Raw genomic sequence first — 23,180 nt, 5'->3', positions numbered from 1 at the left:
AGAGAAAAAGTGTCAAATACAAAAGAACTTAGACAATTCTACAAGCGATTAAAACCAAACATTGTAGAACGACTTAAAGAATTTAAAGATACATGGAAAACGAAAAGTGGTACAGAACTTTTTGCCGAACTTGTTTTCTGTTTACTTACTCCTCAGTCAAAAGCAAAAAATTGTTGGGCGGTAGTTTTGAAACTGATAGAGGAAGGATTGTTGTTTAACGGTGATAAGGACCAAATTCAAAAATGTCTGTCTGGCGTAAGGTTTAAAAATAAAAAATCAGAGTATATTTGTTATGCCAGAAAAGTTTATCCAGAATTTAAAAAAATATTAACAAACTGCACGCATTACGAACTCAGAGAATGGCTTGTAAAAAATATCAAAGGTATAGGTTATAAAGAAGCAAGTCATTTTTTAAGAAACATCGGACTTGGAGAAAATCTCGCTATTCTTGACAGGCATATTTTGAAGAACCTAAAAACACTCAAAGTCATAAAAGAAATTCCATTACATATTTCTGGTAAGAAATATATTGAAATAGAAAATAAACTAAAACTGTTTTCTAAAAGAATCAACATACCTATTTCACACCTTGACCTACTGTTCTGGTCAAAAGAAACAGGTGAAATTTTTAAGTAAAAAAAGGAGGTGTGCATAATATGGCTAAAATAAAAAGAAAAATTATTAAAATTGATGAAGAATTATGTAATGGTTGTGAAGAATGTATCCCATCATGTCCTGAACAGGCAATACAGATTGTTGATACGCCGGAAGGTAAAAAAGCAAGATTAGTAAAAGAGGATTTCTGCGATGGACTCGGTGCATGTCTGGGCGAGTGTCCCCAGGGCGCCTTGACTATCGAGGAAGAGGAAGTTGAAGAGTATGACGAGGAGGGGGTGATTGCCCATATCAAGGAGAAATCACCTGAATTCCTGGAAAAACACCTGGCCCATCTGAAGGAGCATGCCCATGAGCTTCCGCAACACCATTCGTACCCGGGACTGGTCTCCTGCCCTTCAGCCCAGATGTTGCACTGGGAGAAGAAGGAAGAGGGGGAGACAGCGGAGAAACCGAGGGATAGCTCCGAGCTTCGGCAATGGCCGATACAACTTCATCTGGTTCCGCCTCACGCCCCATATTTCCAGAATACAGACTTGATCCTGGTTGCCGATTGCGTGCCTTTTGCGTGCGCCAACTTTCACCGTGATTTCCTGAAAGGGAAAGCAATCGCTATCTGCTGTCCCAAGCTTGACGATACCGCTCCCTATCAGGGCAAGATTGCCCAGATATTGAAAAATTCCGACATAAAGAGCTTGAAGGTCCTTCATATGGAAGTTCCATGCTGTTTCGGGCTTGTTCATATCGCCCAGCAGGCACTAGCCCAGAGTGGGAAAGATATCCCCTTTGAGAGCGTGGTCATAGGGATTGAAGGTGAAATACCTTAAGCACCTGGCGATAGAGGAACAGGAGAGCGCTAAGGGCCTGGTTTTGCGTCGAGGCGGTAACGTTTTGACCGACAGCCGGATGGGTGAGAAAGGCCTTTCTGAAAAGTTGTCGGGGACTGGGACTTGATGTATACTATGCAACAATGGTAGGGTCTGGGGAGGTTTCCACAAGCGGAGGTTCACTCGTAACAACCTCAAAGAAAAGCTTAAACCCGTCACCGATTATATCATCGATGAACATGAGCCGATAATGCTTCAAAATTCAGAACGGGGAAATTTACATCTTGGAATGAGATATTTGAGACCTCACCTGTCTATACATATACGTGTTGAAACTCTATGATAATATCCTAATGTAGCTCAATAGAAATGTCCTCTTTCAGGTGAGATAATAAGGGCATCTGATAAAGTGAGGTGCCTGTTTATGGAAAGGGGACATTTAGAAATGGGTCAGAAGGAGAGGAAGCGACTGGTAGTAGCGTCGAGGGTGGAGGAGGAAGAAATGACAAGACAGATGTCAAAGGGAAAGTGTAGTTTTTGCAATGCTACCTTTAGTAAGGCAGCAATGACTAAACACTTGAAGTCATGTAAGCAAAGAGAAGCTGTGTCGGAGACATCATCGGAGAAGCGGAAGTTGCAGAAAACAAAAGGCTTCTATCTTGTGGTTGAGGGACGCGGCTTACCTGAGTATTGGATGCATCTTTCCGTACCAGCAAAAACAACGCTTGAAGGTTTGGACGGCTTCCTCAGGGATATCTGGTTAGAATGCTGTGGACACCTAAGTGCGTTCACAATCGAAGGGACAAGATATTCCATAAGCCCGATGAGAGAATATGACGAAAGAGGTATGAAGGTTGCGCTGGGTGATGTACTCAGCCCCGGAATGAAGTTTTATCATAAGTACGACTTTGGCACCACCACGGAGCTTACCTTGAGAGTTGTATCAGAACTGGAAGGTGAAGCTAAGAGTATGTCAGTTCAGCTTCTGGCCAGAAATGATCCTCCCTCTATAGCCTGTGAGTCGTGTGGAAAAATTGCTGCGCAAGTGTGCGCTGAATGTATCTGGTCGGGCAAAGAATGGCTTTGTGATGAATGTGCTCGGAAGCATGAGTGTGGCGAAGAGATGCTCTTGCCTGTGGTTAATTCTCCACGAGTCGGAATGTGTGGATATACAGGATAGGAACATGATGCATACCGAACATCAGATAACACAGCATATATGCTGCGGGCTACGCCCTTTCCTCTCGGGACATTGCTCCCTTTGGTCGCAACGTTGTATGTGCTGGAACCGTCAGGCGAAACAGCGGGCTTAGTAATAAAAAGAAGGTGCAATGGTCAATCAAAAAATAAGTTTCAAAACTGAAAAAGAACTCCAGGAAGCAATCTTGCAGGAAAAAACAAGAGGAACCTCTGATTTAGAGATTGGGCAAAAATATGGTGTTACATTTAGATACATTGAGAAGCTTATTACAAAATCACAAGGAATTAACATTAGCTCCTTGGATATTTCTAAAAAAATAAAAACACTTTACCCCAAAGATTTTAAAGAAGAGCAAACCACTATATGGAGTTTTAAGCAGAGAGGTAATTGGGCTACTCATAGTGGAGAATATAGAGGTAACTGGTCTCCTTATATCCCAAGAAATGTGATCCTTAAATATTCAAAACCCAGCGAATTAGTTTTAGACTATTTTTGTGGTGTTGGTGCGGAATAATTCTTGCCCCGTTAGATAACATTATCTAACGGGGTGAATGTAATCAATTAACGAAACGAAGTTAAAGCCTAACTTGAATAAATTTAAGTTTGGACCTGACTTTTCCCGCAATCAGTGAGCGGGAATCCAGATCCCCCCTTAAAACACGTAAGAATAATAGGTAGGGGGAAACGGTGTTCCAGCAGAGGCATTACAGATGATTTTTAAAAAGCGACTACCTCCATCCTGGCTGGATGGCTAAAGTTTTTTTCTCTCTAACCACCTAAAAAGCGCCAGCACCGCCACTACAAAGAGGGGAATAATAAACCAGTGGTTCAGCCCCAGAGCCTGGGGCAGGGTGGCCTTGCCAAAATCTCCCCAAGTTAGCACCGTCTTCTTCAGGGCTGGGTAGGCTTCAACAAAAAGCGCAGCACCGACCATCATGCCCAGAATGCCCCAAAGTGCATCCCAGCGCCCTTCACCCAGAGCTCCGAGCTGGGTTCCAGGGCAATAACCCAATAATCCCCAGCCAACCCCGAAGATAAGCCCGCCTAAAATGCTGCCCCCTAGGATAATTGGCCTTACAGAAAGTTCAACTAACCCCAGGTCTTTAAGCAGATAAACCCCTACCATGCCAACCAGAATTGCTGAAAACATAAACTTCACGATAGTCATATCTAATAAACGCAAGGCTCCCAGCTGCTTATCGTAACGCAGCACCCTTCCTTTTTGCAACAAGAAACCAAAGAGAACCCCGGTAATGAGCCCGTAAAGGAGCATGTTCATTTGCGCTCACCTCCTCTGTCGTAAAGCAGGCGGGCAGTTACAACGCCTCCGGCGAAGAAACCGACTACAGCGATAAGTCCACTAATGGATAGCTGGAGTGAACCGCTTAGCCCTTGACCGCTTGGGCAACCACCGGCCAGCCTGGCGCCAAATATCGCTATTACTCCTCCGATGAAAGCTACTACCGCTCGCTTGATTAGGCTGGAACCAAAGCGCTTTTTCCACATATCCGGAAGGGCCTGCCAGCGAAAACTGCCCGAGGTTACCGCTGCCAGCAAAGAACCTATGAGGATGCCTATCACAAACATCCACTGCCAGTCTATCTTGGGCACATATTTAACAAAATAAGCGAGCCTGTCTACACGCTCCGGAGCAAAAAGTTTCTCCAGCATACCGGCCGAACGGACAAAAGTAGTAGTTGCACCAAAAAACCTTCCTGTTGCCCAGACAGACATAATAACCACCAGACCGCTTAGCGCCCCAGCCAGATAAGGGCTCCAACCATTTTCTTCTTTTAACTTCACAACAACATCCCCCCCTTCTTTCTCATTATTATTTAATCAAATTATCTATTCCATGAAAGTGCCGCCCTGCTCTTGGCTACAGACTTGCTCAAAAATAAAATTTACTTTTTCCCTTTTTTCACTTGCTTTGTTATCACAGGGATTATATTTTTTGACTGTGGCAAAAATATGGCGAGATTGTGAAATATATGTGAAATCTATGCTGGTTTTAAAAAAGCACCGGGGCAAGTTTGTGAAACTTTAGGAGCAACTGGTGCTCTGGTGCTTTGGTGCTCTGGTGCCAGTCTCCTATCACCAGTTTTTATTACAAACACCAAGATGCAAGAAACAAAATTCACGCCCAATGTGTGCGGTTCTTATAATTAACATAGCATACATTTGGTATGTTCTTCCGCTAACCTTGTATTAGTTTTTTAATGTTTTCTCGGACATCTTTTTCAAATTTCTTTATAAAACCTACAACATATTCTTCTATGTCTAATGAAATATCTTTCACAAGGGGGGCCAGATCCATAGCAAATATAAGGTGCGTTGCTTTATCAACTTCATGTGATGCAAGATATGTTGCATTCGCTCTTCTTCTTCCAATTGTTGCGATATCATACCTTTTCCCTCCACACACCTGTGAATCAAATAGCCCTACAAGTGCATTTGCAATGCCTTCATGAGAGCTTACATCAAGAGCAACCTTATCCTTATCATTCATCCAGTCAAGTCCTCTCCACACCTCGCAACCAAAAACAGCTTCGGGAACAAATATATCCCTTAATTCTCTTAAACTCTGTATGGTCTTTACTGCAACTGCAACATGCGTGGGGTGTTTATCTGCAATATTGTGCGTGTAGATATAAGAAGGCTTTGCTGCTTTTAAAATTTCTTTTAAGTCTTCTCTTACACCGCTATCTTTCGGATTTTTTACCAATTCTGATGGCCATTCAAGAAGACAGACAGCTGTATACTCTCCCACAGACGCCGCCTTTTTTTGTTCAACGCGTCTTACCTTTCGCATTTCTTCGTCCGTATATCTTGCATATACCCCGCTTCTTGGTGAACCTCTGCCATCTGTAACCGTAACACCGAGAAACCAATTCTTCTTGTTTTCAAAATGCTGCAATATCCCATGGTATGCCATCACCTCAAGGTCATCGTGATGTGCGCCTATGCCTATGTGTGTTGTTTTTGTTAATGCTTTTTTAACATTCATACCATCTGGAACAAATACCTGCGCCTGTGCATTTTTAAGCTTCATAGAAAAATTATATCATCTTTTTTGATAACTTGCAAGAAGAATATTTTTAACATATAATAGTTTGTGTCTATGGAAAAAGATGTTTTTAAAAAAAGCCTTCTTACCCCTCAGGAAACAGAAGAGGATACAGTTCTTAATGTCGCTCTCAGGCCATCAAAAATATCAGAGTTTATAAACCAAAAAGAGGTTGTAGAAAACATTTTTATTGCCATAAAAGCAGCAAAAAAAAGGCAGGAGGTATTAGAGCACATCCTTTTTTCAGGACCCCCGGGATTGGGAAAAACCACACTTGCACATATCATTGCAAAAGAGACGGGGGCACAGATAACATCCACAACTGGACCTTCTATAGAAAGAGCAGGAGATCTTGTGGGCATACTGACAAACCTGAAACAGGGGAATATTTTTTTTATAGATGAAATACACAGGCTTTCAAAGCTTGTAGAAGAATTTCTTTATCCAGCTATGGAAAACTTTCAGATAGATTTTGTCATTGACAAGGGCCCTTATGCAAGAACCATAAAATTTACCCTTAAACCGTTTGTGCTTGTTGGGGCAACAACACGGTCGGGGCTTTTGACAGGAGCGCTGAGAGGCCGCTTTGGTATGCATTTTCACCTGGACTTTTATAAGCCAGCAGACCTTTTGCTTGTAATAAAACGAACAGCTGAAATCCTCGGGATCTTCATAGAAGATGGTGCCGCAACAGAAATTGCAAAAAGATCCCGTGGCACACCAAGAATAGCAAACCGACTTTTAAAAAGAGTAAGAGACTATGCACAGGTAAAATTTGATGGGAAAATAACAAAAAAAATTTCTGAGGAAGCCTTAAAAATGCAAGGGGTGGACACAGAGGGACTGGACAACCTTGATAGAAAGATGCTTGAAACAATCATAAATATTTATAACGGAGGGCCCGCAGGCATAGAAGCAATAGCTGCCTCATTAAATGAGGAAAGAGATACACTTGAAGATGTTGTTGAGCCATATCTTTTAAAGGCTGGCTTTATAAAAAGAACTTCCAGGGGAAGGCAGGCAACAGACCTTGCATATAAACACCTGAATATTTCTTGCTTAAAAAGCTCTTCCGCCCAAAAACAGATATTTGAGTGTTAATGGAGCAAAACCTAACCGTAAAAATCCGATCAAATAAGCAGATTCACACCAACTATTACCACATCGTACTGGATGCGCCCTTTATAGCAAGAAACGCTGTGCCAGGCCAGTTTGTTATGGTAAGGGGATGGAGGACCACTCAGCCTTTTTTTAACAGGCCGTTTAGTATACACAGGGTGAGGGGCGAAAATATTGAGATTTTATACAAGGTACTCGGTGAGGCAACATATCAAATTTCTAAATTAAAAAGAGGCGATACGATGATGGTAATAGGTCCTCTTGGAAATGGGTTTAAAATATTTAAAAATTGTAATACACTACTTGTTGCAGGGGGGATGGGCAGTGCTCCGCTTCTGTTTTTATCAGAAATTCTTTCTAAAAACTCAAATAGTATAACCCTTTTTATCGGAGCAAAAACAAAGGGTAAATTGTTGTGTATTTTAGATTTTAAAAAGATTAAAAACACCGTTATCCCTTGCACAGAAGACGGAAGTTTGGGCGAAAAATGTTTTGTAACAAACAATCTTAAAGTGTTTCTTAAAAAAAATGCTCCTTCTGTTATCTATGCCTGTGGGCCGAATGCAATGTTAAGGGAAGTTTCAAAAATAGCAGACCTTAAAAACATTCCATGTTATATTTCTCTTGAAACTGTTATGGGGTGTGGAATAGGAACCTGTCTCGGTTGTGCAATAAAGACAAAAAAAGGCACTGCCCTTGTGTGTAAGGATGGTCCTGTTTTCAATTCAAAAGAGATTTTTTAATGGATATTGACTTATCTACAAATATTGGTATAAAATTAAAAAAACCTGTGCTTCTCGCATCAGGAACAGCCGGATACGGAGAAGAAATATCAAAATGGATAGATGTTAAAAGTATTGGTGCAATTGTTACCAAAACAATCACACTAAAACCAAGGGAAGGAAACCCTTTCCCAAGAATTTGTGAAACCCCTTCGGGTATGCTAAATTCTATCGGACTTCAAAACAGCGGATTAAACCACTTTATAAAAAATATTGTTCCTGAAATAAAAAAATTGGGTGTTCCTATTGTTGTCTCAATTGCAGGAAAAAATACGGAAGAATACGGGAAAATAGCAAAAAAAATAGAACAGTGCGGCGTGGACGCAATAGAGATTAATCTTTCCTGTCCAAATGTTGGCTATAAGGAACTCATTGCACAAAACACAAAATCCTCGTATAATGTTGTGAGGGTTGTTAAAAAATCTGTTAAGGTTCCGGTTATATCCAAACTTTCGCCGCAGGTCACAGACATAAAAATTATTGCAAAAACCGTGCAAGATGCCGGAACCGACGCAATTTCACTTATAAACACACTTCCCGGAATGGCAATAGATATAAAGGAAAGAAAACCCAAGATTGGGAACATTATAGGTGGGTTAAGCGGACCTGCAATAAAGCCGGTTGCACTAAGAATGGTTTATGAAGTATATAATAGCGTCCAGGTTCCAATCATAGGAATGGGAGGGATTTTAAGTGCACAAGATGCTTTGGAGTTTATCATTGCAGGTGCTTCTGCTGTTGCGGTTGGTGTGGGAAATTTTATTAATCCGCAAATAGGTGCAGAAATAATATCCGGCTTAAAGAAATATCTTTTGGAAAATAAAATATACAAGATAGGAAAATTGGTTGGACGCCTGAATACAAATAAAATGGTCTTGAACCAGGCTTGATTTTTACTTTTAACTCTTGCTCTCGCTGGTCCAAGACCACATATGTGTATGTCATATTTCATACCATTTGTCAGGGAGAAGAAAAAATAATTTTTTATGCCAGAACTTATTGTATCTCTTGATGTTATAAATTTAGAACAGGAGAAAAAATTTTTTAAAACACTTTTTCCTGTTGTAAAATTTTTTAAAATAGGAAGTGTTCTTTTTACCTCTACAGGACCGGAAAGCGTAAAAGTAATAAAACAGATGGGGGGGAAGGTATTTCTTGACCTTAAATTCTATGATATTCCCAATATTGTTGAGTCTGCTGTCCGAAGTGCTGTTAGTCTTGGGGTTGATATGTTAAATGTTCATACAGGCGGAGGTAAAAAGATGATGGAATCTGCTGCTAGGGGATGCCGAGAACAGGCAGAAAATCTTAAAATTCTTTCTCCGATATTGGTTGGGGTAACGGTTCTTACAAGTTTTGAGCGATCTGACCTGCAACAAATTGGGGTATATTCTACTGTAAAAGAACAGGTTATGTGTCTTGCAAGGATTGCAAAACAGTCAGGGCTTTCAGGGGTTGTTGCAAGTGTAGAGGAGGTTCCGGATATAAAAAATATATGTGGCAAAAATTTTATTACTGTTACCCCTGGTATAAGATTAAAACAATCCGAAGATGACCAAAAAAGGACTGCAACCCCTTCTGCTGCAAAAAGTGTCGGAACAGATTATATTGTGGTGGGAAGGCCTGTTTTACTCGCACAGAATCCTTTGGAGATGTGTAAAGATATATTAAGAGAGAGTTAATAATAAATTGTTAATAACATTGTTAATAATATTTATATCTTTGTTTGTATCTTTTTGTTTATCAATGTATTATACATTTTAACAGGGATGCGTTATGAATTCTAGTATTTGGTTAAATTCTTTATCTTTACTTAAATCCCGTATAAGTGTTCAGGTGTGGGAAACTTGGTTTTCTTCTTTAAAATTTATCTCTGCTACTGATGATCAGATTGTGTTTGGGGTCCCAAATAAATTTTATAAAGAGTATATATTAAAACAATATGGAATATTACTTGAACAGGTTGTTGCAGAGTCTTCGGGAAAAAGGATGGATATAGATTTTATTATGACAGGCAACCAGGCCCCCAACACTGTGTCCGTCTGTCCTAAGCCCACGGGCGAAATGAGCGCAGGAACAACAAAGGATGACCAAAAAACAAATTTTGGTGAAAATAAAAAATCAGTTAATCTTATTCCAAAATACTCTTTTGAAAATTTCGTTATCGGAGCATCAAATAGATTTGCACACGCAGCCGGTATGGCGGTTGCAGAATCTCCTGCAAGGGCGTATAATCCTCTTTTAATTTATGGGGGAACAGGGCTTGGAAAAACACACCTTATGCATGCCATTGGTTTATATATAACAAAAAAATCCTCAAATGCAAAAATTCTTTTGATTTCTTGTGAACATTTTACAAACCAGTTTATATACGCAATACAAAATAAAAAATTAGAAAACTTCAGAGATAAGTATAGAAAAACAGATGTTTTGCTTTTGGATGATGTCCATTTTATTGCAGGAAAAGATTCTACGCAAGAGGAATTTTTTCATACTTTCAATGCACTGTATGATTCTCATAAACAAATAGTACTTTCCAGTGATCGTCATCCCAAAGATATTTCTTCTCTTGAAGAAAGACTCATTAGCCGATTTTCATGGGGGTTGGTTACAGATATACAACCCCCGGATATTGAGACACGCGTTGCCATTTTAAAAAAGAAATCTGAATCGAGTTCTATTTTTATTCCTGACGATGTTGTGTTTTTTGTTGCAGAAAAAATTAAAGTTAATATAAGGGTATTAGAGGGTTCTCTTATAAGGGTTGTTGCTTACGCTTCACTGATGGGTAAAAAAGTAAGTATTGAGCTTGCAAGAGAGGTATTAAAAAAAAGCGTTGAAGAAAAGGAGGAAGAAGAAATAACACTAGAAAAAATACAAAATGTAGTGAGTAATTATTTCGGGATACAGGTTTCTTTTTTAAGAAAAAAAAACAGACAAAGAAGGGTTCTTTTTCCGAGACAGGTAGCAATGTATCTTACAAGAAGTCTCACAAAAGAATCATTAGAAAATATTGGAAGGTTTTTTGGTGGTAAAGACCATACCACAGTATTATATTCTTACAATAAAATAGAGGAAGATATGCAAAAAGACGAAAATGTGAAGATATTAATAAATAAACTTTCAACAAAAATAAAATCTAAAGAATATAAATAGTAAAAATATATTAAAATTACTAAAAACTTTAAGTTTTATAAACAGGATTTATATATTATAATAATATAGATATAATAAGGTTATATTATTTTTAACAATTTAACAAGGTATATTACTATTATTATTATTTATATATAAAATAATAATAGTAATATAGTAATGTGTTAAAAATAAAAAAACAACAACATTTGATAATATGAACAGCCGCGGCTTTAAATGAGGCATAAACACATTTACCAACTTTCAATTCCATCTCCTGAGTTGATGCCTTAGTGATCAGCCCCACAAGAGGAAAATTACAACTTAACTCAACGCGGGCAAGTGGCCCCAAAAAAGTTATCAACCTTATTTCCCCGGCATACACATTACGGGCACTACTTGAGATAATGGATAAGGCAAGAGTGATGTCTTCCGGTCTGATAAACACATACACCTCTTCGCCAATATGATAATCTGAGATGCCCTCTATGATTTTTCCGTTAACATCTATGCCAACGACCCCACCTTCATTCCATTTGACGGTGCCCTTTATAATGTTTTCCATCCCGACGAATTTAGCCACTTGCATATTCTCCGGCCTGGTAAAAACCTCCCATGGTTTTCCCATCTGTATAATTTCACCGTCAATCAACACACCTATCCGGTGTGCCAAACGCTGTCCTTGAGTCATATCATGTGTTGTCATTAGTATGGCGATGTGATGCCCAAGGCGCATTATCATCCCTTCTATTATATCAACGCTTCTGGGGTCGAGATTCGCCGTCGGCTCATCCAACAGTAAAACCTCAGGATCTACCACCATCGCTCGTGCCAGGGCCACCCTCTGCATCTCTCCTCCTGACAGAGTGGGCGCTTTTCTATTTTTATATCTGGAAAGGCCGACCATCTCCAGTGCATTGGTAACTTTTTCATAAATATTACTCTCTCGCCTCACCTTTAAACCATATGCTATGTTGCTGTAGACATTAGCGTTAAATACCACTGGCTTTTGAGATACCATTGCCATGCGCCGGCGAGCATTTAACTTAATCTTCTCGCTTACATTTGTGGTATCCAGGCCGTCAAATAACACTTTGCCGTCTGTGGGGGTATCAAGTAAATTCAGCAGCCGCAAGAGTGTGGTCTTTCCGGTGCCTATAGGCCCTATGATCGCCAGGGTTTCGCCTTGCTCAACACCAAAACTCACATTTTTCAAGACCTCTGTCTTGCCATATCTTTTATACAGTCCGCAAACCTCTATTAAAGGCATATTCTTCTTACCCCTGTTGTATCCGGCCTAAAAGTAAATTAATCACCAGCGCCAGTGACATAAGAATAATTCCCAGCGCTATTGAGAGTTCTATGTTTCCCTTCGCTGTTTCTAGGGCGATGGCACTGGTGAATACCCTGGTGAATCCTCTTATATTCCCACCGATCATAATGGCAATACCGACTTCGGATATTGCTCTCCCAAAGCCCAACACCACAGCAGCCAGGATAGCAAACCTCGCCTCTTTTATAATAACAAAGATTGCTTGAAAATTGCTTGCCCCAAGCGATATGGCAGTGTCCTTTATCTGAGGGCCAACAGCGCTGAGGGCTGAAATGGTAAAGCCCGTCATAATGGGCGAAATCAATATCATCTGCCCTATTACCATTCCGGTTGGTGTGAAAAGCAAGCCGAAGATGCCAAGCGGCCCCGCCCTTGATAATAGCAAAAAAACAAAAAGCCCAACGGTAACGGTTGGAAGGCTGTAGAGCGTCTGGATGAAATTGATCAGGATTCGCTTGCCGGTGAAATTGTGGAAGTGGACCAGACCTCCTAAAAATATACACCCAAGGGAGGCAAGAAGGGTAGCGGTCAAAGAGATAGCCAGACTTCTGCCGGCTATATTCATAACCTCAGGGTCAAGTGTAACTATGAGCTCAATCGCCTTCAGGAGTCCTGTCGTTATCTCATTCATTTAGTATCTATCTGCAATAACAAACACTTTTTCCATGTGGGACATCCTATCTTCTTACAGTTGCCGGCCAATGGAAAGAACAAAGGTCTTCCGTGCTCCTTTATGCCAAACTCACCAATTATTTGCTGCGTTTCTGGTGATATCAGGAATCTTATGAAATTGTTTGCCATCTTGAAGTTCACATGTGGGTGCAACTCTGGATTTACCGCAATCGCTCCATATGGATTTAACAAGGTGTCTCCCTCCTCAACGAGCGGAACCAAATTCACATCGCCAGCAAATGCCAGAAATGTCCCAATATCTATCAATGTATGGGCGGATTTCTCACTGGCCATCACCAGCGTTGCTCCCATGCCTTTCCCGGCCTCTACATACCATTTCCCTGAGTCTCTCACCATCTCAACATTGTAGCCAGCGCTCTTCCATATCAGTTTCTCTCTTGTATGTGTACCAGAACTGTCTCCCCGTGAAACAAACTGAATTTTTGGATCCTTCATACCTGCCCCCATTATCCTTGTAACCGCATTCTCCGGGCTCATTCCTCTGATGCCTGCCGGGTCATCTGCTGGTCCCACAATAAGAAAGTGGTTGTATGCGATGCATCTCCTGTTCACGCCATACCCGTCTTTCACGAACCTGTCCTCACGCACCCTGTCATGCACCAGGAGCATGTCAACATCCCCTCTCTCGGCATATCTTATGGCAATCCCTGTCCCGGCAGAGATGATATGGCGGGGCTATTAGGCGTAATTGGCAGTGGAGCAATGACCAATCCCATAAGTGAGATTAGTGATGCTAAGTGCATACTGGCTATAGGCACTAATACCACAGAGGCCCATCCAATAATTGGATTGCGAGTAAAAAAGGCAACTCAAAACGGAGCCAAACTCATTGTAGCTAACCCAAGATATATTGACCTGTGTCGCTTTGCTGATATCTGGCTACAGCAGTGGCCGGGTAGTGATGTTGCTCTGCTTATGGGCATGAGCCGGGTGATTGTTGATGAGGGATTGGTTGATACTGCCTTTATTGAAGAGCGTTGCGAGAACTTTGATGAATTTAAAAAGTCACTAAATAACTTTGACTTAAGCATGGTTGAACGAATCACGGGCGTTCCCAAGGGGAAGATAGTTGATGCTGCCAGAATCTATGCAGGCAGTAAGCCGGCAACCACTCTTTGGTCTATGGGCATTACTCAACACTCCCACGGCACTGATAATGTATTTGCCCTGGCTAATTTGGTGATGCTGACCGGGAATATCGGCAAACCTTCCTCAGGGGTCAATCCACTGCGGGGACAGAACAATGTCCAGGGTGCTTGCGATATGGGTTGCCTACCCAGTGTTTATCCTGGCTACCAAATGGTATCTGACGAAACCATTAGAAAGAAATTTGAGACTGCCTGGGGCGTGAACCTTAATCCTGAGTCAGGATTGACACTTACTGAAATATGGCCGGCAGCGGTTTTGGGAAAGATTAAAGCCCTTTATGTTATTGGTGTTGACCCGGTGTTGAGTGTAGCTGATTCCAAGCAGGTTCGGGAGGGACTCAAAACCATAGAATTCATTATTGCCCAGGACATCTTCCTGAACGAGACAGCTAAATTTGCTGATATTGTCTTACCAGCGGTGAGTTTTGCTGAGAAGGACGGCACTTTTACTAATAGTGAGCGACGCATCCAACGGGTGCGTAAAGCGATAGAACCCGTTGGTAATTCACGCCCAGATTGGTGGATCACCTGCCAGATAGCGAGAAGATTGGGCGGCAAGGGCTTTGATTTTAACCATCCTGCCGAGATCTTTGAGGAAATCGCCTCCCTTACTCCCAGTTACAAGGGCATATCTTACGAGCGCCTGGAGAACGAAAGTTTGCAGTGGCCCTGTCCTAACCGGGAACACCCCGGGACACCGATTCTTCACATTGGGCAGTTTCGCACTACCAACGGTAAGGGTAAATTTACCCCCTTAGAGTATAAGCCGTCGGCAGAAATTCCAGATAAGGTGTATCCCCTGGTCCTTACCACCGGGCGCTGCCTTTATCAGTATCATGGGACCTTATCGCGGAAGGTGGATGGTCTTAACATATTGATGGCTCAGGAGCAGGTAGAGATGAATCCAAAGGATGCCACCAAACTTAGGATCTGTGATGGTGAAATGGTACGGGTGGTTTCTCGTCGGGGAGAAGTGATGGCTAAAGCCAAGGTGACAGAGGACTCACCACCGGGTCTGGTCTCAATGACCTTCCACTTTGCTGAAAGCCCCACCAATGTGCTTACCAACCCGGCTCTGGACCCTATTGCTAAAACCCCCGAGACTAAGGTCTGTGCGGTACGAATAGAGAAATTAAGAAACAATGCAGAAAACAAGTGAAAAGAAGGGAAAGAGCAATATGATATACAGAGATGTTGCGGCGGGGGTGGTTCTGGCAGGAGGAAAGAGCAAAAGGATGGGATTTCCGAAAGAGCTTTTAACTATAAATGGTAAAAGGGTTATAAGTAGGATTCTGGATGTATTGAAATCCTTTTTTGAGGAGATACTTATAGTCACCAATGATAAGGAACTTTTTAGAGAATTTAAAGAAATTAAGATAGTTGAGGACCTGGTCAAGGGGTATGGACCCCTCGGCGGTATCTATACTGGCTTAAAAACGATAACAAAACAGTGGGGGTTTTTTTTAGCTGTAGATATGCCATTTTTGCACAATGGTTTAATAAAAAGAATCCTGTCACTTATAGAGGCCGAAGACTCTACTTTCGTAGGGGCGACGACCTTAAAAGGGTCACACTGCAATGTTTCAGAGAAAGAAAGCGTAGATTGTATAGTTCCCTGTTTGAACGGTGGATTGGAACCCCTGCATGCTCTCTATTCAAAAACCCTTCTTCCCAAGATTGAAAAGACGCTTAAGGGGAAGGATTTTTCAGTAAAACATCTTTTTAAGAATTATGGTTGTAAATGTAAGTACGTAGATGTAGGAAAAGAGGAAAAAAACTCATTTTTGAATATAAATACCCCGTCAACTTCGTTGCCACCCCTTTTGAAAAAAGGGGAATGAGTCGGAATTTCAATGAAGAAATGTAGAAAGATTAGGAAAGCTTATAAAGGTCTGGTGCCCAGGTGTTCTGGTGACTGGTGCGCTGGTGCTCTGGTGCTCTGATGTGAATATGGAAGAGGTTTGGATAAACAAGATTGATAAGGGAGAAAGAAGGGTGGTTAAGGATGTGGTAACCGAAGAGATACCCTTGACCATTTACTATAATGGCAAAGAGTTGGCAACTCTTTTATGCAGCCCAAATAAGTTAAAAGAATTAGTAGTCGGATTTCTTTATTCTCTGGGTCTTATCGCCGGGAATAATGAGATAAAACAACTTACCACAGATGACAAGAGGTGGACTGCGGCGGTGGCAACCAAAAGAAAAAATAATAGGGGAGAAGAAATATTTAAAAGAGTATTCACTTCTGGATGCGGAAAAGGAACAATTCTTTACTCAGCAGATGCGGTTGACAGAAAGAGGCTTGATTCCAAACTAAGGATAAACCATGAAAAAATCTCTCAGATTATGGTTCAGTTTCACAGGTCCTCTATCTCTTTTCAAAGGACAGGGGGTGTTCATAGTGCTGCTTTGACTACGGGAGAGAATATAGAAATATTTATGGAGGATATTGGACGCCACAATGCTCTGGATAAGGTTATTGGAGAGGCGCTTCTTAAAAATTTTAAAATGAAAAACTCAATCATGCTTACTTCCGGCCGCCTATCTTCGGAGATTGTACTTAAAGCAATCAGATGTGACATACCCGTCCTTGTTACAAGGAGCGCTCCTACTGACCAGGCGGTTAAAATAGCCAGGGAAAGAAACCTGACCCTGGTTGGCTTTGTAAGAGGAAAAAGGATGAATATCTATGCGGGTGAAGAGAGAATTACCTTGTAAAAGAAGATAAAATGATTAAGTTTGAAGAGGCACAAAGATTAATTCTCAAAAAGATAAAGAGGCTTGGCAGAGAGACAGTAAGGATTGAAGAAGCCATGGACCGGGTTTTGGCTGAAGAAATAGCCTCTGATATGGATGTCCCTCCCTTTAATAAATCAGCAATGGATGGTTATGCCTTCTCCCACAGACAGATAAAAAATGTTCCAGCAGTTTTGAAGGTGAAGTCGGAGATAAGAGCCGGGGAGTATGAGCCGGATAAACTTAAAAAAACAGAATGTTTGAAAATTATGACAGGAGCACCTCTTCCTAAAAGGACTGACTGTGTGGTAAAAATGGAGGATATCGAGACTCTAAAAAACAATTACATAAAGATTATGAAAAAGCCATCTTTTGGAGAGAATGTCTGCTTCAAAGGAGAAGATGTCCAAAAGGGAAGAATCATCCTAAGGAAGGGGGCCGTTTTAAGAGGTCCGGAGGTTGCTGTCTGCGCCGCTGTTGGTAAAAGTAAAGTGCAAGTTTACAGAAGACCTAAGGTCTCTGTTTTAAGTACAGGTGATGAGCTCGTTGAGCCTGACAAAAAGGTCACTTTTGGTAAAATACGAAACTCCAATGGTCCTATGCTTATTGCTCTTCTTAAAAAAATGGGGATCAGTCCAGACTATCTGGGAATAGTTAAAGACAAGGAAAAAAACCTTATTTGTAAGATAAGAAAAGGACTTTCTTCTGACATATTTATAATTTCCGGGGGCGTCTCTGTGGGAGATTATGATTTGGTGCCAGCTGCTTTGGAAAAATGCGGCGTCAAGAAGATATTTCATAAATTAGCCATAACGCCGGGTAAACCGTTATTTTTTGGGCAAAAAGGCGAGCATTTAATCTTTGGAGTGCCGGGCAACCCGGTCTCTACATATCTTCTCTTTTTAACCTTAATAAGGCTTGCCATAAATAGAATGATGGGGACAACTCTTAATCTTAACTTAAGAAAAGGAACAGTCACATCTGATTATTCTCAAAGACCGGGCAGAAAGAGGTTTGTTCCGGCTAAAATTAAAATGCAGGGCAACAGGCATACCATCTATCCGTTAAGAGAATATCACGGTTCTGCAGATATAATCTCTCTGGTCAAAGCCGATGGTTTTATGATAATTCCAGACTCCATCACCTTTCTTGAAAAGAACTCCTCTGCGGAGGTTTTTCTATGGTAGATTACTTGCGGATTTCGGTTACTGACCGTTGCAACTTAAACTGCTTCTACTGCTTGCCTTCCGCCTGCCTGCCACAAATGGTGAGGAAAGATTATATTCCCGGCTACGAGATATTGCGTTATGAAGAAATAGCCTCTCTGGTTAAGATATTGGCCAAATTGGGAATTAAAAAGGTGCGGCTAACCGGGGGCGAACCTCTGGTAAGACGCAATATTGAAAATCTTATCAAAATGATAAGTTCTGAAGATAAGATATTTCAGATAAGTATGACAACCAACGGTATCCTTTTAGGGCGCAGACTGATCTCTCTTCTCCATGCAGGTTTAAGCCGGGTAAATATAAGTCTCAGTACACTAAAAAGGGACAGGTATAAAGAGTTTACCGGGTTTGACCTCTTTGATAAAGTTTGGGATTCAATAAAGGATGCTCAGAGGTTTATTCATCTGAAGGTAAATACCATTATTTTAAGAGGGCTCAATGATGATGAAATAATTGACTTTGCCAAACTAACCTTGAATTTCGGTATAGATGTTAGATTTATAGAATATTTTTCCACAAGGAGAGAGTTCTTAGGTCTGGAAAAAAGGTTTATTCCTAACGAAGTTATAAAAAAGATTCTGGAGAAACAGTTTGGAAAACTTCTGCCCGCAGATAGTGCAGGCAATGGTCCTGCAATAAATTATAGAATAAACGGGGCAAAAGCCAGAGTAGGTTTTATAAACACAAATAGTGAGCCTTTTTGCACCAAATGTAATCGGTTGCGCCTCAGCTCAGATGGCCGATTATACCCCTGTCTTTTCTCCCCGTTCTCCTTAAATCTTAAAAAAATGTTAAGGGCAAACATGCCTTCAGAAGAGATTAAAAGAGAAATAGAAAAACTTATAATGGAAAAACCAGAATACTCAAGACCCGTTAGAAATGAATTTTTAAACGAGTCAAGAAAAAGAGCAAAAAGGTATGAGTTTACGATGAGTTATATTGGAGGCTAAATATCAAAGAGGTTCGGGATAGATTGAATGGTCTGGTTGATATAAGCAAGAAAGAGATAACCAGAAGAAAGGCCACGGCACAGGCAGTTGTCAAATTGAAGAAAAGAGTTTTAACCCTGATAAAGGAGGGCCAAATTCTAAAAGGAGATGTTCTGGAACAGGCCAGGCTGGCCGGTATAATGGCTTCCAAGAGAACATCAGATATTATTCCACTCTGCCATCCACTGGCTATTTTAGATATCAAAATCTCTTTTACTTATTTTAATTCTGGAATTAGAATCGTTTCTTATGTAGTGGCTATGGATAGAACCGGGGTTGAGATGGAAGCGCTGGTGGCTTGTGCAGTTTCCGCTTTGACCATTTACGATATGTGTAAAATGTACGATAGGTCAATAGAGATCGCCGATATTATGCTCCTGGAGAAAAAAGGAGGTGAAAGCGGAGAACTTTTTAAGAGAAAACTGTAGCCCGTAGTGTGAGGGGCTTTTAGGCTCGCTAGAAAATTCAATGGAAGAAGTTAAATAAGCGGCGCAAGGAGATTAAGATGGGAGAGATTATAGCGGTCTGTCTAAGTGTTAAAAAAGGCACTTCAAAGAAAGATGTAAAGGAAGGAATACTGAAAGAGAATTATGGTCTGGTAGGAGATGCGCACGCTGGTCCGGGCCTGAGACAGTTGAGTCTTCTAGCCAGTGAGAGCTTAGAGGAGATAGAAAGGAAGGGCTTGAAGATTGGCTGTGGTGGTTTTGGAGAAAATTTAACCACATCAGGCATAGAACTTACCAGTTTGGTAAAAGGCGTAAGGCTTAAGATAGGAAAAAGCATTTTAATTGAGATAACTCAGATAGGCAAGACCTGTAAAAGACCGTGTAAAATCTATAAAAAATTGGGCAACTGCATTTTGCCTTCCCAGGGGATATTTGCCAAGGTTCTAAAAGGAGGCAGGGTAAGAGTAAAAGACAGAATAAAAATAGAGAATGAGGCAGGAATTTTAGTTGCCATTCTTATAATAAGCGACAGATGTGCAATTGGAGAAAGAACAGACAAAAGCGGAGAGGTTATAAAAGATTTCTTAAAGAGGATAGGGTTTTTGCCTGCAAGATACAGGGTTGTCCCTGATGAAAGGGAACATATTTCCTCGGCCCTAAAAGATTGGTCAGATGAGGAAGAACTGGACCTGATTCTTACTGCAGGAGGAACAGGGTTTTCTCCAAGAGATGTTACTCCGGAAGCAACAAAAGATATATTGGAGAAGGAAACCCCTGGACTTAGTGAGATGATAAGAACAGAAGGAGCAAAGAAGACAATGTGTGCTTATCTTTCTCGGGGAATTGCTGGAATCAGAAAGAAGACATTGATCATAAACCTTCCGGGAAGCCCGAAAGGAGCAGGGGAATCTTTAAAAGCGATATCTCCTATATTATGCCATGCGATAGATGTAATGAAAGGAGCGGTAAAGGATGGTTAGCCGCCTCTTTTAGAAAAGAAGAAGGGCAGAAAAATTATTTTAGAAAATTTAAAGGCTTGACAGGTTTTCTTTTCTGTGCTACTATTTTCAGAAATGTAATACTAAGGGTGGAATATGTTCGGGTTATTTAGATTTGGGATTTCATTGGAAAAGGAGGTGGAAAAGAATTTGCCCCTGATTGAATCTATCAGGGGCTACGATTCTGTTAAGATAGAGGAAGAAAATAAGGAGGTTCTGGAGTGTCAGTTTGTAACCACATCTTGAAGCCAGGACACTTTTAATTGCGGAGTACTACTCCGAAAATAGCTCCGCTAGGTAGCAGCGAGATTTATCCTCGGCAACGGCGTGGCGGGGGGGACAAGCCCCTGTGCTACGTTTTGATGATTTACTGGTGGGAGCCGTCCATGGGGTTTATTCAGACTCGCTATCAGGTTCACGGTTTGCTGATACCGTTACTTGTGATATGATATATTCCATGTCTATCTGTGATTTATGGTTTTGTGCCGCAAAAAAAGGAGGTAGGGAAAATGCAAAAGGGAATGGAACCTATGCTGAAGGAGGAGAGAATATTTTATCCTCCTCAGGAGTTAAGCCGGAAGGCTTATATCAAGAGTATGGAGGAATATGAAGAGCTTTACAAGGAATCAATAGAGGAGCCGGAAAAATTTTGGGCCAGACAGGCAGAGGAAAATATCATCTGGTTTAAGAAGTGGGATAAGGTAATGGAACATGACTTTTCCAGGATAGGGGAAGTTGAAGAACCATATGTCAAATTCTTTGAAGGTGGAAGACTTAATGTCTCTTATAACTGTCTGGACAGGCATCTGAGCACGTGGCGGAGAAATAAAGCCGCCCTTATCTGGCAGGGAGAAAAAGAGGAAGAAAAATGTACTCTTACCTATCAACAGCTACACACCGAGGTCTGTAGATTTGCCAATGTGTTAAAGAAGCATGGAGTGAAAAAGGGGGATGTGGTGACTATCTTTTTGCCTATGCTCCCGGCCTCCGCTATAGCCATGCTTGCCTGCACCAGAATTGGGGCTATACACTCTGTCGTTTTCTCAGCATTTAGTGCCGAGGCTCTTAAGAGCAGGATACTTGATTCCAACTCTACCTTTGTTATAACCGCAGATGCCGGCTTCCGGGCCGGAAAGATAATAGATGTTAAGGGCAAGGTGGATAAAGCACTGCCGGATTGTAAGGAAGTGGAGAAAGTTATCGTTTATAATCGGGGGAATAGCCAGATAGATATGAAACCAGGCCGGGATTTCTGGTGGCATGAAGAGATGGAAGCCGGGGATATTAAAAATATTTGCGAGTGTGAAGAGATGGAGGCAGAAGACCCACTTTTCATTCTCTATACAAGCGGCACGACCGGTAAACCCAAGGGGGTTTTGCACACTACGGGAGGATATTTACTTCAGGTGCATCTTACCTCCAAGTGGGTATTTGATATAAAGGATGAGGATATCCACTTCTGCACAGCCGATATCGGCTGGATAACTGGACATTCATACATTGTGTATGGTCTCTTATCCAACGCAGCCACATCCCTTATGTTTGAAGGTATGCCTACTTACCCTGAGCCAGACAGGTTCTGGAAGATAGTAGAAGATTATAGGGTTAATATCTTTTATACCGCCCCCACCGCTATAAGGACATTAATGAGATTGGGGGAAGAATGGCCGAACAAACATGACCTCTCAAGCCTCCGAATCCTGGGGTCAGTTGGTGAGCCTATCAATCCCGAGGCCTGGATGTGGTATTATCGGGTAATCGGGAAGGAGCGCTGTCCGGTACTGGATACCTGGTGGCAGACCGAGACTGGGGGGCATCTGATTACTCCACTCCCGGGGGCCACTCCCACTAAGCCAGGCTCGGCGTCAATGCCGTTCTTCGGTGTTGTTACCGAGGTCTTAAGAACGGATGGAACATCCGCGGATACAAATGAAAGCGGCTCTCTGGTAATCACCAGGCCCTGGCCGGGTATGATTCGGGGGGTATACGGTGATAGGAAGAACGAGCTTATAAAGAAAGTCTATTTCTCTATGTTCCCGGGGAAATATTTCACCGCCGATGGATGCCGGATAGATAAGGATGGATTTCACTGGCTTTTGGGACGGATTGACGATGTAATGAATGTCTCCGGACATAGAATCAGCACTGCCGAGGTAGAAGGTGCACTTGTCTCCTATCCTTCCGTTGCCGAGGCAGCAGTAGCGGGATTTCCACACGAGATTAAGGGACAGGGGATTTACTGCTATGTTACCCTGAAGCAGGGACAGGAACCATCGGATGAACTCAAGAAGACCCTGATTAAACATGTTAGAAATGAGTTGGGTCCTATTGTAACTCCCGATAAGATACAGTTTGCCGATGCCCTGCCAAAGACACGGTCGGGCAAGATAATGCGTAGAATTCTGAGAAAGATAGCTGAGGGAGAGATTTCTGCCATAGGTGATACTTCTACGCTGGCCGATCCATCAGTAGTGGATTCCTTGATTAAAGGGAGAGAATAATTAGTCCCTTAGATCTAAACTCTTGCGCAAAATGGAAAACTTTTTGGTTCCGGCTTGTTCGGGTTAGGTGTTAATGATTACCCCTTATCCCTTATCTATAACAAAGATAATCGGGAGAAATAGCAAGCTCGATCGGCAAGCATTTTCACATACCTTCCCTTCTCAACCGGTCCAGAAACCCCGTCGCTTTGATCTCCCGCTCCAGCAGATAGCGGATATATCCCTGTATGATCCGCTCCAACTCTCGGGATAGCTCAGGAACCAGGCGCAATCGGCTGGCGGTAGCGTAATCGCCACGCTGAAGTAAGCGCATCACCTTGAGGGCATTGACGGAAATGGGCTGGACTACCGGCTCGGTGTGAGC

General features: G+C 41.7%; 24 protein-coding genes and 1 pseudogene. 17 read left to right on the top strand and 8 right to left on the bottom strand.

The genetic code is table 11. The features are described 5' to 3' along the window. Positions 1–9: 9 nt before the first annotated feature. Together B9J78_04530 and B9J78_04525 are read left to right on the top strand one after the other, a co-directional pair. Positions 10–636 carry a hypothetical protein gene (locus B9J78_04530; GenBank protein MBA2124184.1) on the top strand — a complete coding sequence of 209 codons (627 nt, stop codon included), beginning with the start codon at positions 10–12 and terminating at the stop codon, positions 634–636. Between the two features lie 29 nt (positions 637–665). Next, a complete protein-coding gene (locus B9J78_04525; GenBank protein ID MBA2124183.1) occupies positions 666–1,442 on the top strand; it encodes a hypothetical protein in 777 nt (258 codons plus the stop codon). Here the strand turns inward: B9J78_04525 and B9J78_04520 are convergent. Next, a pseudogene (locus tag B9J78_04520) lies at positions 1,414–1,539 on the bottom strand (hypothetical protein). The gene B9J78_04525 and the pseudogene B9J78_04520 overlap by 29 nt on opposite strands. A gap of 405 nt (positions 1,540–1,944) precedes the next feature. Between B9J78_04520 and B9J78_04515 the strand changes: the two are divergent. Then, positions 1,945–2,622: a hypothetical protein gene (locus B9J78_04515; GenBank protein ID MBA2124182.1), complete on the top strand. Its 678-nt coding sequence runs from the start codon at positions 1,945–1,947 to the stop codon at positions 2,620–2,622. A gap of 151 nt (positions 2,623–2,773) precedes the next feature. After that, the gene (locus B9J78_04510) at positions 2,774–3,157 is read left to right on the top strand and encodes a hypothetical protein (protein MBA2124181.1); all 384 of its coding nucleotides are present in this window, start codon (positions 2,774–2,776) and stop codon (positions 3,155–3,157) included. A gap of 237 nt (positions 3,158–3,394) precedes the next feature. Here the strand turns inward: B9J78_04510 and B9J78_04505 are convergent, their stop codons facing one another. The 3 genes from B9J78_04505 to B9J78_04495 all read right to left on the bottom strand — a co-directional run bounded on the left by B9J78_04505 (position 3,395) and on the right by B9J78_04495 (position 5,695). Further along, positions 3,395–3,922, bottom strand: a complete 528-nt coding sequence (locus B9J78_04505) for a YeeE/YedE family protein (protein ID MBA2124180.1) — start codon at positions 3,920–3,922, stop codon at positions 3,395–3,397. Beyond that, complete coding sequence (locus B9J78_04500; protein ID MBA2124179.1) at positions 3,919–4,446, bottom strand: YeeE/YedE family protein; 528 nt, start codon at positions 4,444–4,446, stop codon at positions 3,919–3,921. The genes B9J78_04505 and B9J78_04500 overlap by 4 nt, the downstream gene beginning before the upstream one ends. Before the next feature lie 394 nt (positions 4,447–4,840). After that, positions 4,841–5,695: a PIG-L family deacetylase gene (locus B9J78_04495; GenBank protein MBA2124178.1), complete on the bottom strand. Its 855-nt coding sequence runs from the start codon at positions 5,693–5,695 to the stop codon at positions 4,841–4,843. A 69-nt stretch (positions 5,696–5,764) separates the two neighbouring features. On the opposite strand from B9J78_04495, the gene B9J78_04490 reads away from it, so the two are divergent. From B9J78_04490 to B9J78_04470, 5 genes are all read left to right on the top strand, one after another. After that, positions 5,765–6,811: a Holliday junction branch migration DNA helicase RuvB gene (locus tag B9J78_04490; protein MBA2124177.1), complete on the top strand. Its 1,047-nt coding sequence runs from the start codon at positions 5,765–5,767 to the stop codon at positions 6,809–6,811. Next, positions 6,811–7,572: a hypothetical protein gene (locus B9J78_04485; protein ID MBA2124176.1), complete on the top strand. Its 762-nt coding sequence runs from the start codon at positions 6,811–6,813 to the stop codon at positions 7,570–7,572. The genes B9J78_04490 and B9J78_04485 overlap by 1 nt, the downstream gene beginning before the upstream one ends. Then, positions 7,572–8,501, top strand: a complete 930-nt coding sequence (locus B9J78_04480) for a dihydroorotate dehydrogenase B catalytic subunit (protein ID MBA2124175.1) — start codon at positions 7,572–7,574, stop codon at positions 8,499–8,501. Before B9J78_04485 ends, B9J78_04480 begins: the two co-directional genes overlap by 1 nt. A gap of 96 nt (positions 8,502–8,597) precedes the next feature. Then, positions 8,598–9,293: an orotidine 5'-phosphate decarboxylase gene (locus B9J78_04475; protein ID MBA2124174.1), complete on the top strand. Its 696-nt coding sequence runs from the start codon at positions 8,598–8,600 to the stop codon at positions 9,291–9,293. Between the two features lie 94 nt (positions 9,294–9,387). Further along, on the top strand, positions 9,388–10,767 hold the full coding sequence (locus B9J78_04470; protein MBA2124173.1) for a hypothetical protein: 1,380 nt from the start codon (positions 9,388–9,390) through the stop codon (positions 10,765–10,767). Between the two features lie 124 nt (positions 10,768–10,891). Here the strand turns inward: B9J78_04470 and B9J78_04465 are convergent, their stop codons facing one another. Genes B9J78_04465 through B9J78_04455 form a run of 3 tightly spaced genes read right to left on the bottom strand, consistent with a single transcriptional unit; the run spans position 10,892 to position 13,438 of the window. Further along, positions 10,892–12,016, bottom strand: a complete 1,125-nt coding sequence (locus B9J78_04465) for a hypothetical protein (protein ID MBA2124172.1) — start codon at positions 12,014–12,016, stop codon at positions 10,892–10,894. 7 nt (positions 12,017–12,023) lie between these two features. Beyond that, entirely contained in the window at positions 12,024–12,710 is a 687-nt protein-coding gene (locus tag B9J78_04460; GenBank protein MBA2124171.1) for an ABC transporter permease, read from the bottom strand. Then, entirely contained in the window at positions 12,707–13,438 is a 732-nt protein-coding gene (locus B9J78_04455; GenBank protein MBA2124170.1) for a hypothetical protein, read from the bottom strand. The genes B9J78_04460 and B9J78_04455 overlap by 4 nt, the downstream gene beginning before the upstream one ends. On the opposite strand from B9J78_04455, the gene B9J78_04450 reads away from it, so the two are divergent. From B9J78_04450 to B9J78_04415, 8 genes are all read left to right on the top strand, one after another. Then, positions 13,367–15,079 (top strand): formate dehydrogenase subunit alpha, encoded by a 1,713-nt coding sequence (locus tag B9J78_04450; protein ID MBA2124169.1) that lies wholly within the window; start codon positions 13,367–13,369, stop codon positions 15,077–15,079. The two genes, B9J78_04455 and B9J78_04450, sit on opposite strands and share 72 nt — an antisense overlap. After that, a complete protein-coding gene (locus tag B9J78_04445; protein MBA2124168.1) occupies positions 15,063–15,761 on the top strand; it encodes a hypothetical protein in 699 nt (232 codons plus the stop codon). Before B9J78_04450 ends, B9J78_04445 begins: the two co-directional genes overlap by 17 nt. A 70-nt stretch (positions 15,762–15,831) precedes the next feature. Then, on the top strand, positions 15,832–16,638 hold the full coding sequence (locus B9J78_04440) for a formate dehydrogenase family accessory protein FdhD (GenBank protein MBA2124167.1): 807 nt from the start codon (positions 15,832–15,834) through the stop codon (positions 16,636–16,638). A gap of 11 nt (positions 16,639–16,649) precedes the next feature. Then, positions 16,650–17,843, top strand: a complete 1,194-nt coding sequence (locus tag B9J78_04435; GenBank protein ID MBA2124166.1) for a hypothetical protein — start codon at positions 16,650–16,652, stop codon at positions 17,841–17,843. Next, positions 17,837–18,832 (top strand): GTP 3',8-cyclase MoaA, encoded by a 996-nt coding sequence (locus B9J78_04430; protein MBA2124165.1) that lies wholly within the window; start codon positions 17,837–17,839, stop codon positions 18,830–18,832. The genes B9J78_04435 and B9J78_04430 overlap by 7 nt, the downstream gene beginning before the upstream one ends. Positions 18,833–18,834: 2 nt before the next feature. Beyond that, positions 18,835–19,299, top strand: coding sequence for a cyclic pyranopterin monophosphate synthase MoaC (locus B9J78_04425; GenBank protein MBA2124164.1), 465 nt, complete (start codon positions 18,835–18,837; stop codon positions 19,297–19,299). Positions 19,300–19,376: 77 nt separating this feature from the next. Continuing rightward, the gene (locus tag B9J78_04420) at positions 19,377–20,297 is read left to right on the top strand and encodes a hypothetical protein (GenBank protein ID MBA2124163.1); all 921 of its coding nucleotides are present in this window, start codon (positions 19,377–19,379) and stop codon (positions 20,295–20,297) included. A 527-nt stretch (positions 20,298–20,824) separates the two neighbouring features. Beyond that, positions 20,825–22,816 (top strand): acetate--CoA ligase, encoded by a 1,992-nt coding sequence (locus B9J78_04415; GenBank protein MBA2124162.1) that lies wholly within the window; start codon positions 20,825–20,827, stop codon positions 22,814–22,816. A 145-nt stretch (positions 22,817–22,961) separates the two neighbouring features. Here B9J78_04415 and B9J78_04410 read toward each other — a convergent pair. Continuing rightward, positions 22,962–23,180: hypothetical protein (locus B9J78_04410; GenBank protein ID MBA2124161.1), on the bottom strand; the 219-nt coding region annotated here is incomplete at its 5' end.

Source organism: bacterium Unc6 (genome assembly GCA_013626165.1).
GTDB lineage: Bacteria > Omnitrophota > Gorgyraeia > Velesiimonadales > Velesiimonadaceae > Velesiimonas > Velesiimonas alkalicola.
This window is presented reverse-complemented; position numbering and strand designations above follow the sequence as displayed.

Bases quoted from the DNA above. Each gene is read 5' to 3' on its own strand.
- B9J78_04460 (MBA2124171.1), bottom strand. From the start codon at position 12,710: ATGAATGAGATAACGACAGGACTCCTGAAGGCGATTGAGCTCATAGTT.
- B9J78_04420 (MBA2124163.1), top strand. From the start codon at position 19,377: ATGGGAGAGATTATAGCGGTCTGTCTAAGTGTTAAAAAAGGCACTTCA.
- B9J78_04450 (MBA2124169.1), top strand. From the start codon at position 13,367: ATGCACCAGGAGCATGTCAACATCCCCTCTCTCGGCATATCTTATGGC.
- B9J78_04430 (MBA2124165.1), top strand. From the start codon at position 17,837: ATGGTAGATTACTTGCGGATTTCGGTTACTGACCGTTGCAACTTAAAC.
- B9J78_04485 (MBA2124176.1), top strand. From the start codon at position 6,811: ATGGAGCAAAACCTAACCGTAAAAATCCGATCAAATAAGCAGATTCAC.
- B9J78_04445 (MBA2124168.1), top strand. From the start codon at position 15,063: ATGCAGAAAACAAGTGAAAAGAAGGGAAAGAGCAATATGATATACAGA.
- B9J78_04480 (MBA2124175.1), top strand. From the start codon at position 7,572: ATGGATATTGACTTATCTACAAATATTGGTATAAAATTAAAAAAACCT.
- B9J78_04515 (MBA2124182.1), top strand. From the start codon at position 1,945: ATGACAAGACAGATGTCAAAGGGAAAGTGTAGTTTTTGCAATGCTACC.
- B9J78_04505 (MBA2124180.1), bottom strand. From the start codon at position 3,922: ATGAACATGCTCCTTTACGGGCTCATTACCGGGGTTCTCTTTGGTTTC.
- B9J78_04495 (MBA2124178.1), bottom strand. From the start codon at position 5,695: ATGAAGCTTAAAAATGCACAGGCGCAGGTATTTGTTCCAGATGGTATG.
- B9J78_04510 (MBA2124181.1), top strand. From the start codon at position 2,774: ATGGTCAATCAAAAAATAAGTTTCAAAACTGAAAAAGAACTCCAGGAA.
- B9J78_04415 (MBA2124162.1), top strand. From the start codon at position 20,825: ATGCAAAAGGGAATGGAACCTATGCTGAAGGAGGAGAGAATATTTTAT.
- B9J78_04475 (MBA2124174.1), top strand. From the start codon at position 8,598: ATGCCAGAACTTATTGTATCTCTTGATGTTATAAATTTAGAACAGGAG.
- B9J78_04490 (MBA2124177.1), top strand. From the start codon at position 5,765: ATGGAAAAAGATGTTTTTAAAAAAAGCCTTCTTACCCCTCAGGAAACA.
- B9J78_04470 (MBA2124173.1), top strand. From the start codon at position 9,388: ATGAATTCTAGTATTTGGTTAAATTCTTTATCTTTACTTAAATCCCGT.
- B9J78_04465 (MBA2124172.1), bottom strand. From the start codon at position 12,016: ATGCCTTTAATAGAGGTTTGCGGACTGTATAAAAGATATGGCAAGACA.
- B9J78_04435 (MBA2124166.1), top strand. From the start codon at position 16,650: ATGATTAAGTTTGAAGAGGCACAAAGATTAATTCTCAAAAAGATAAAG.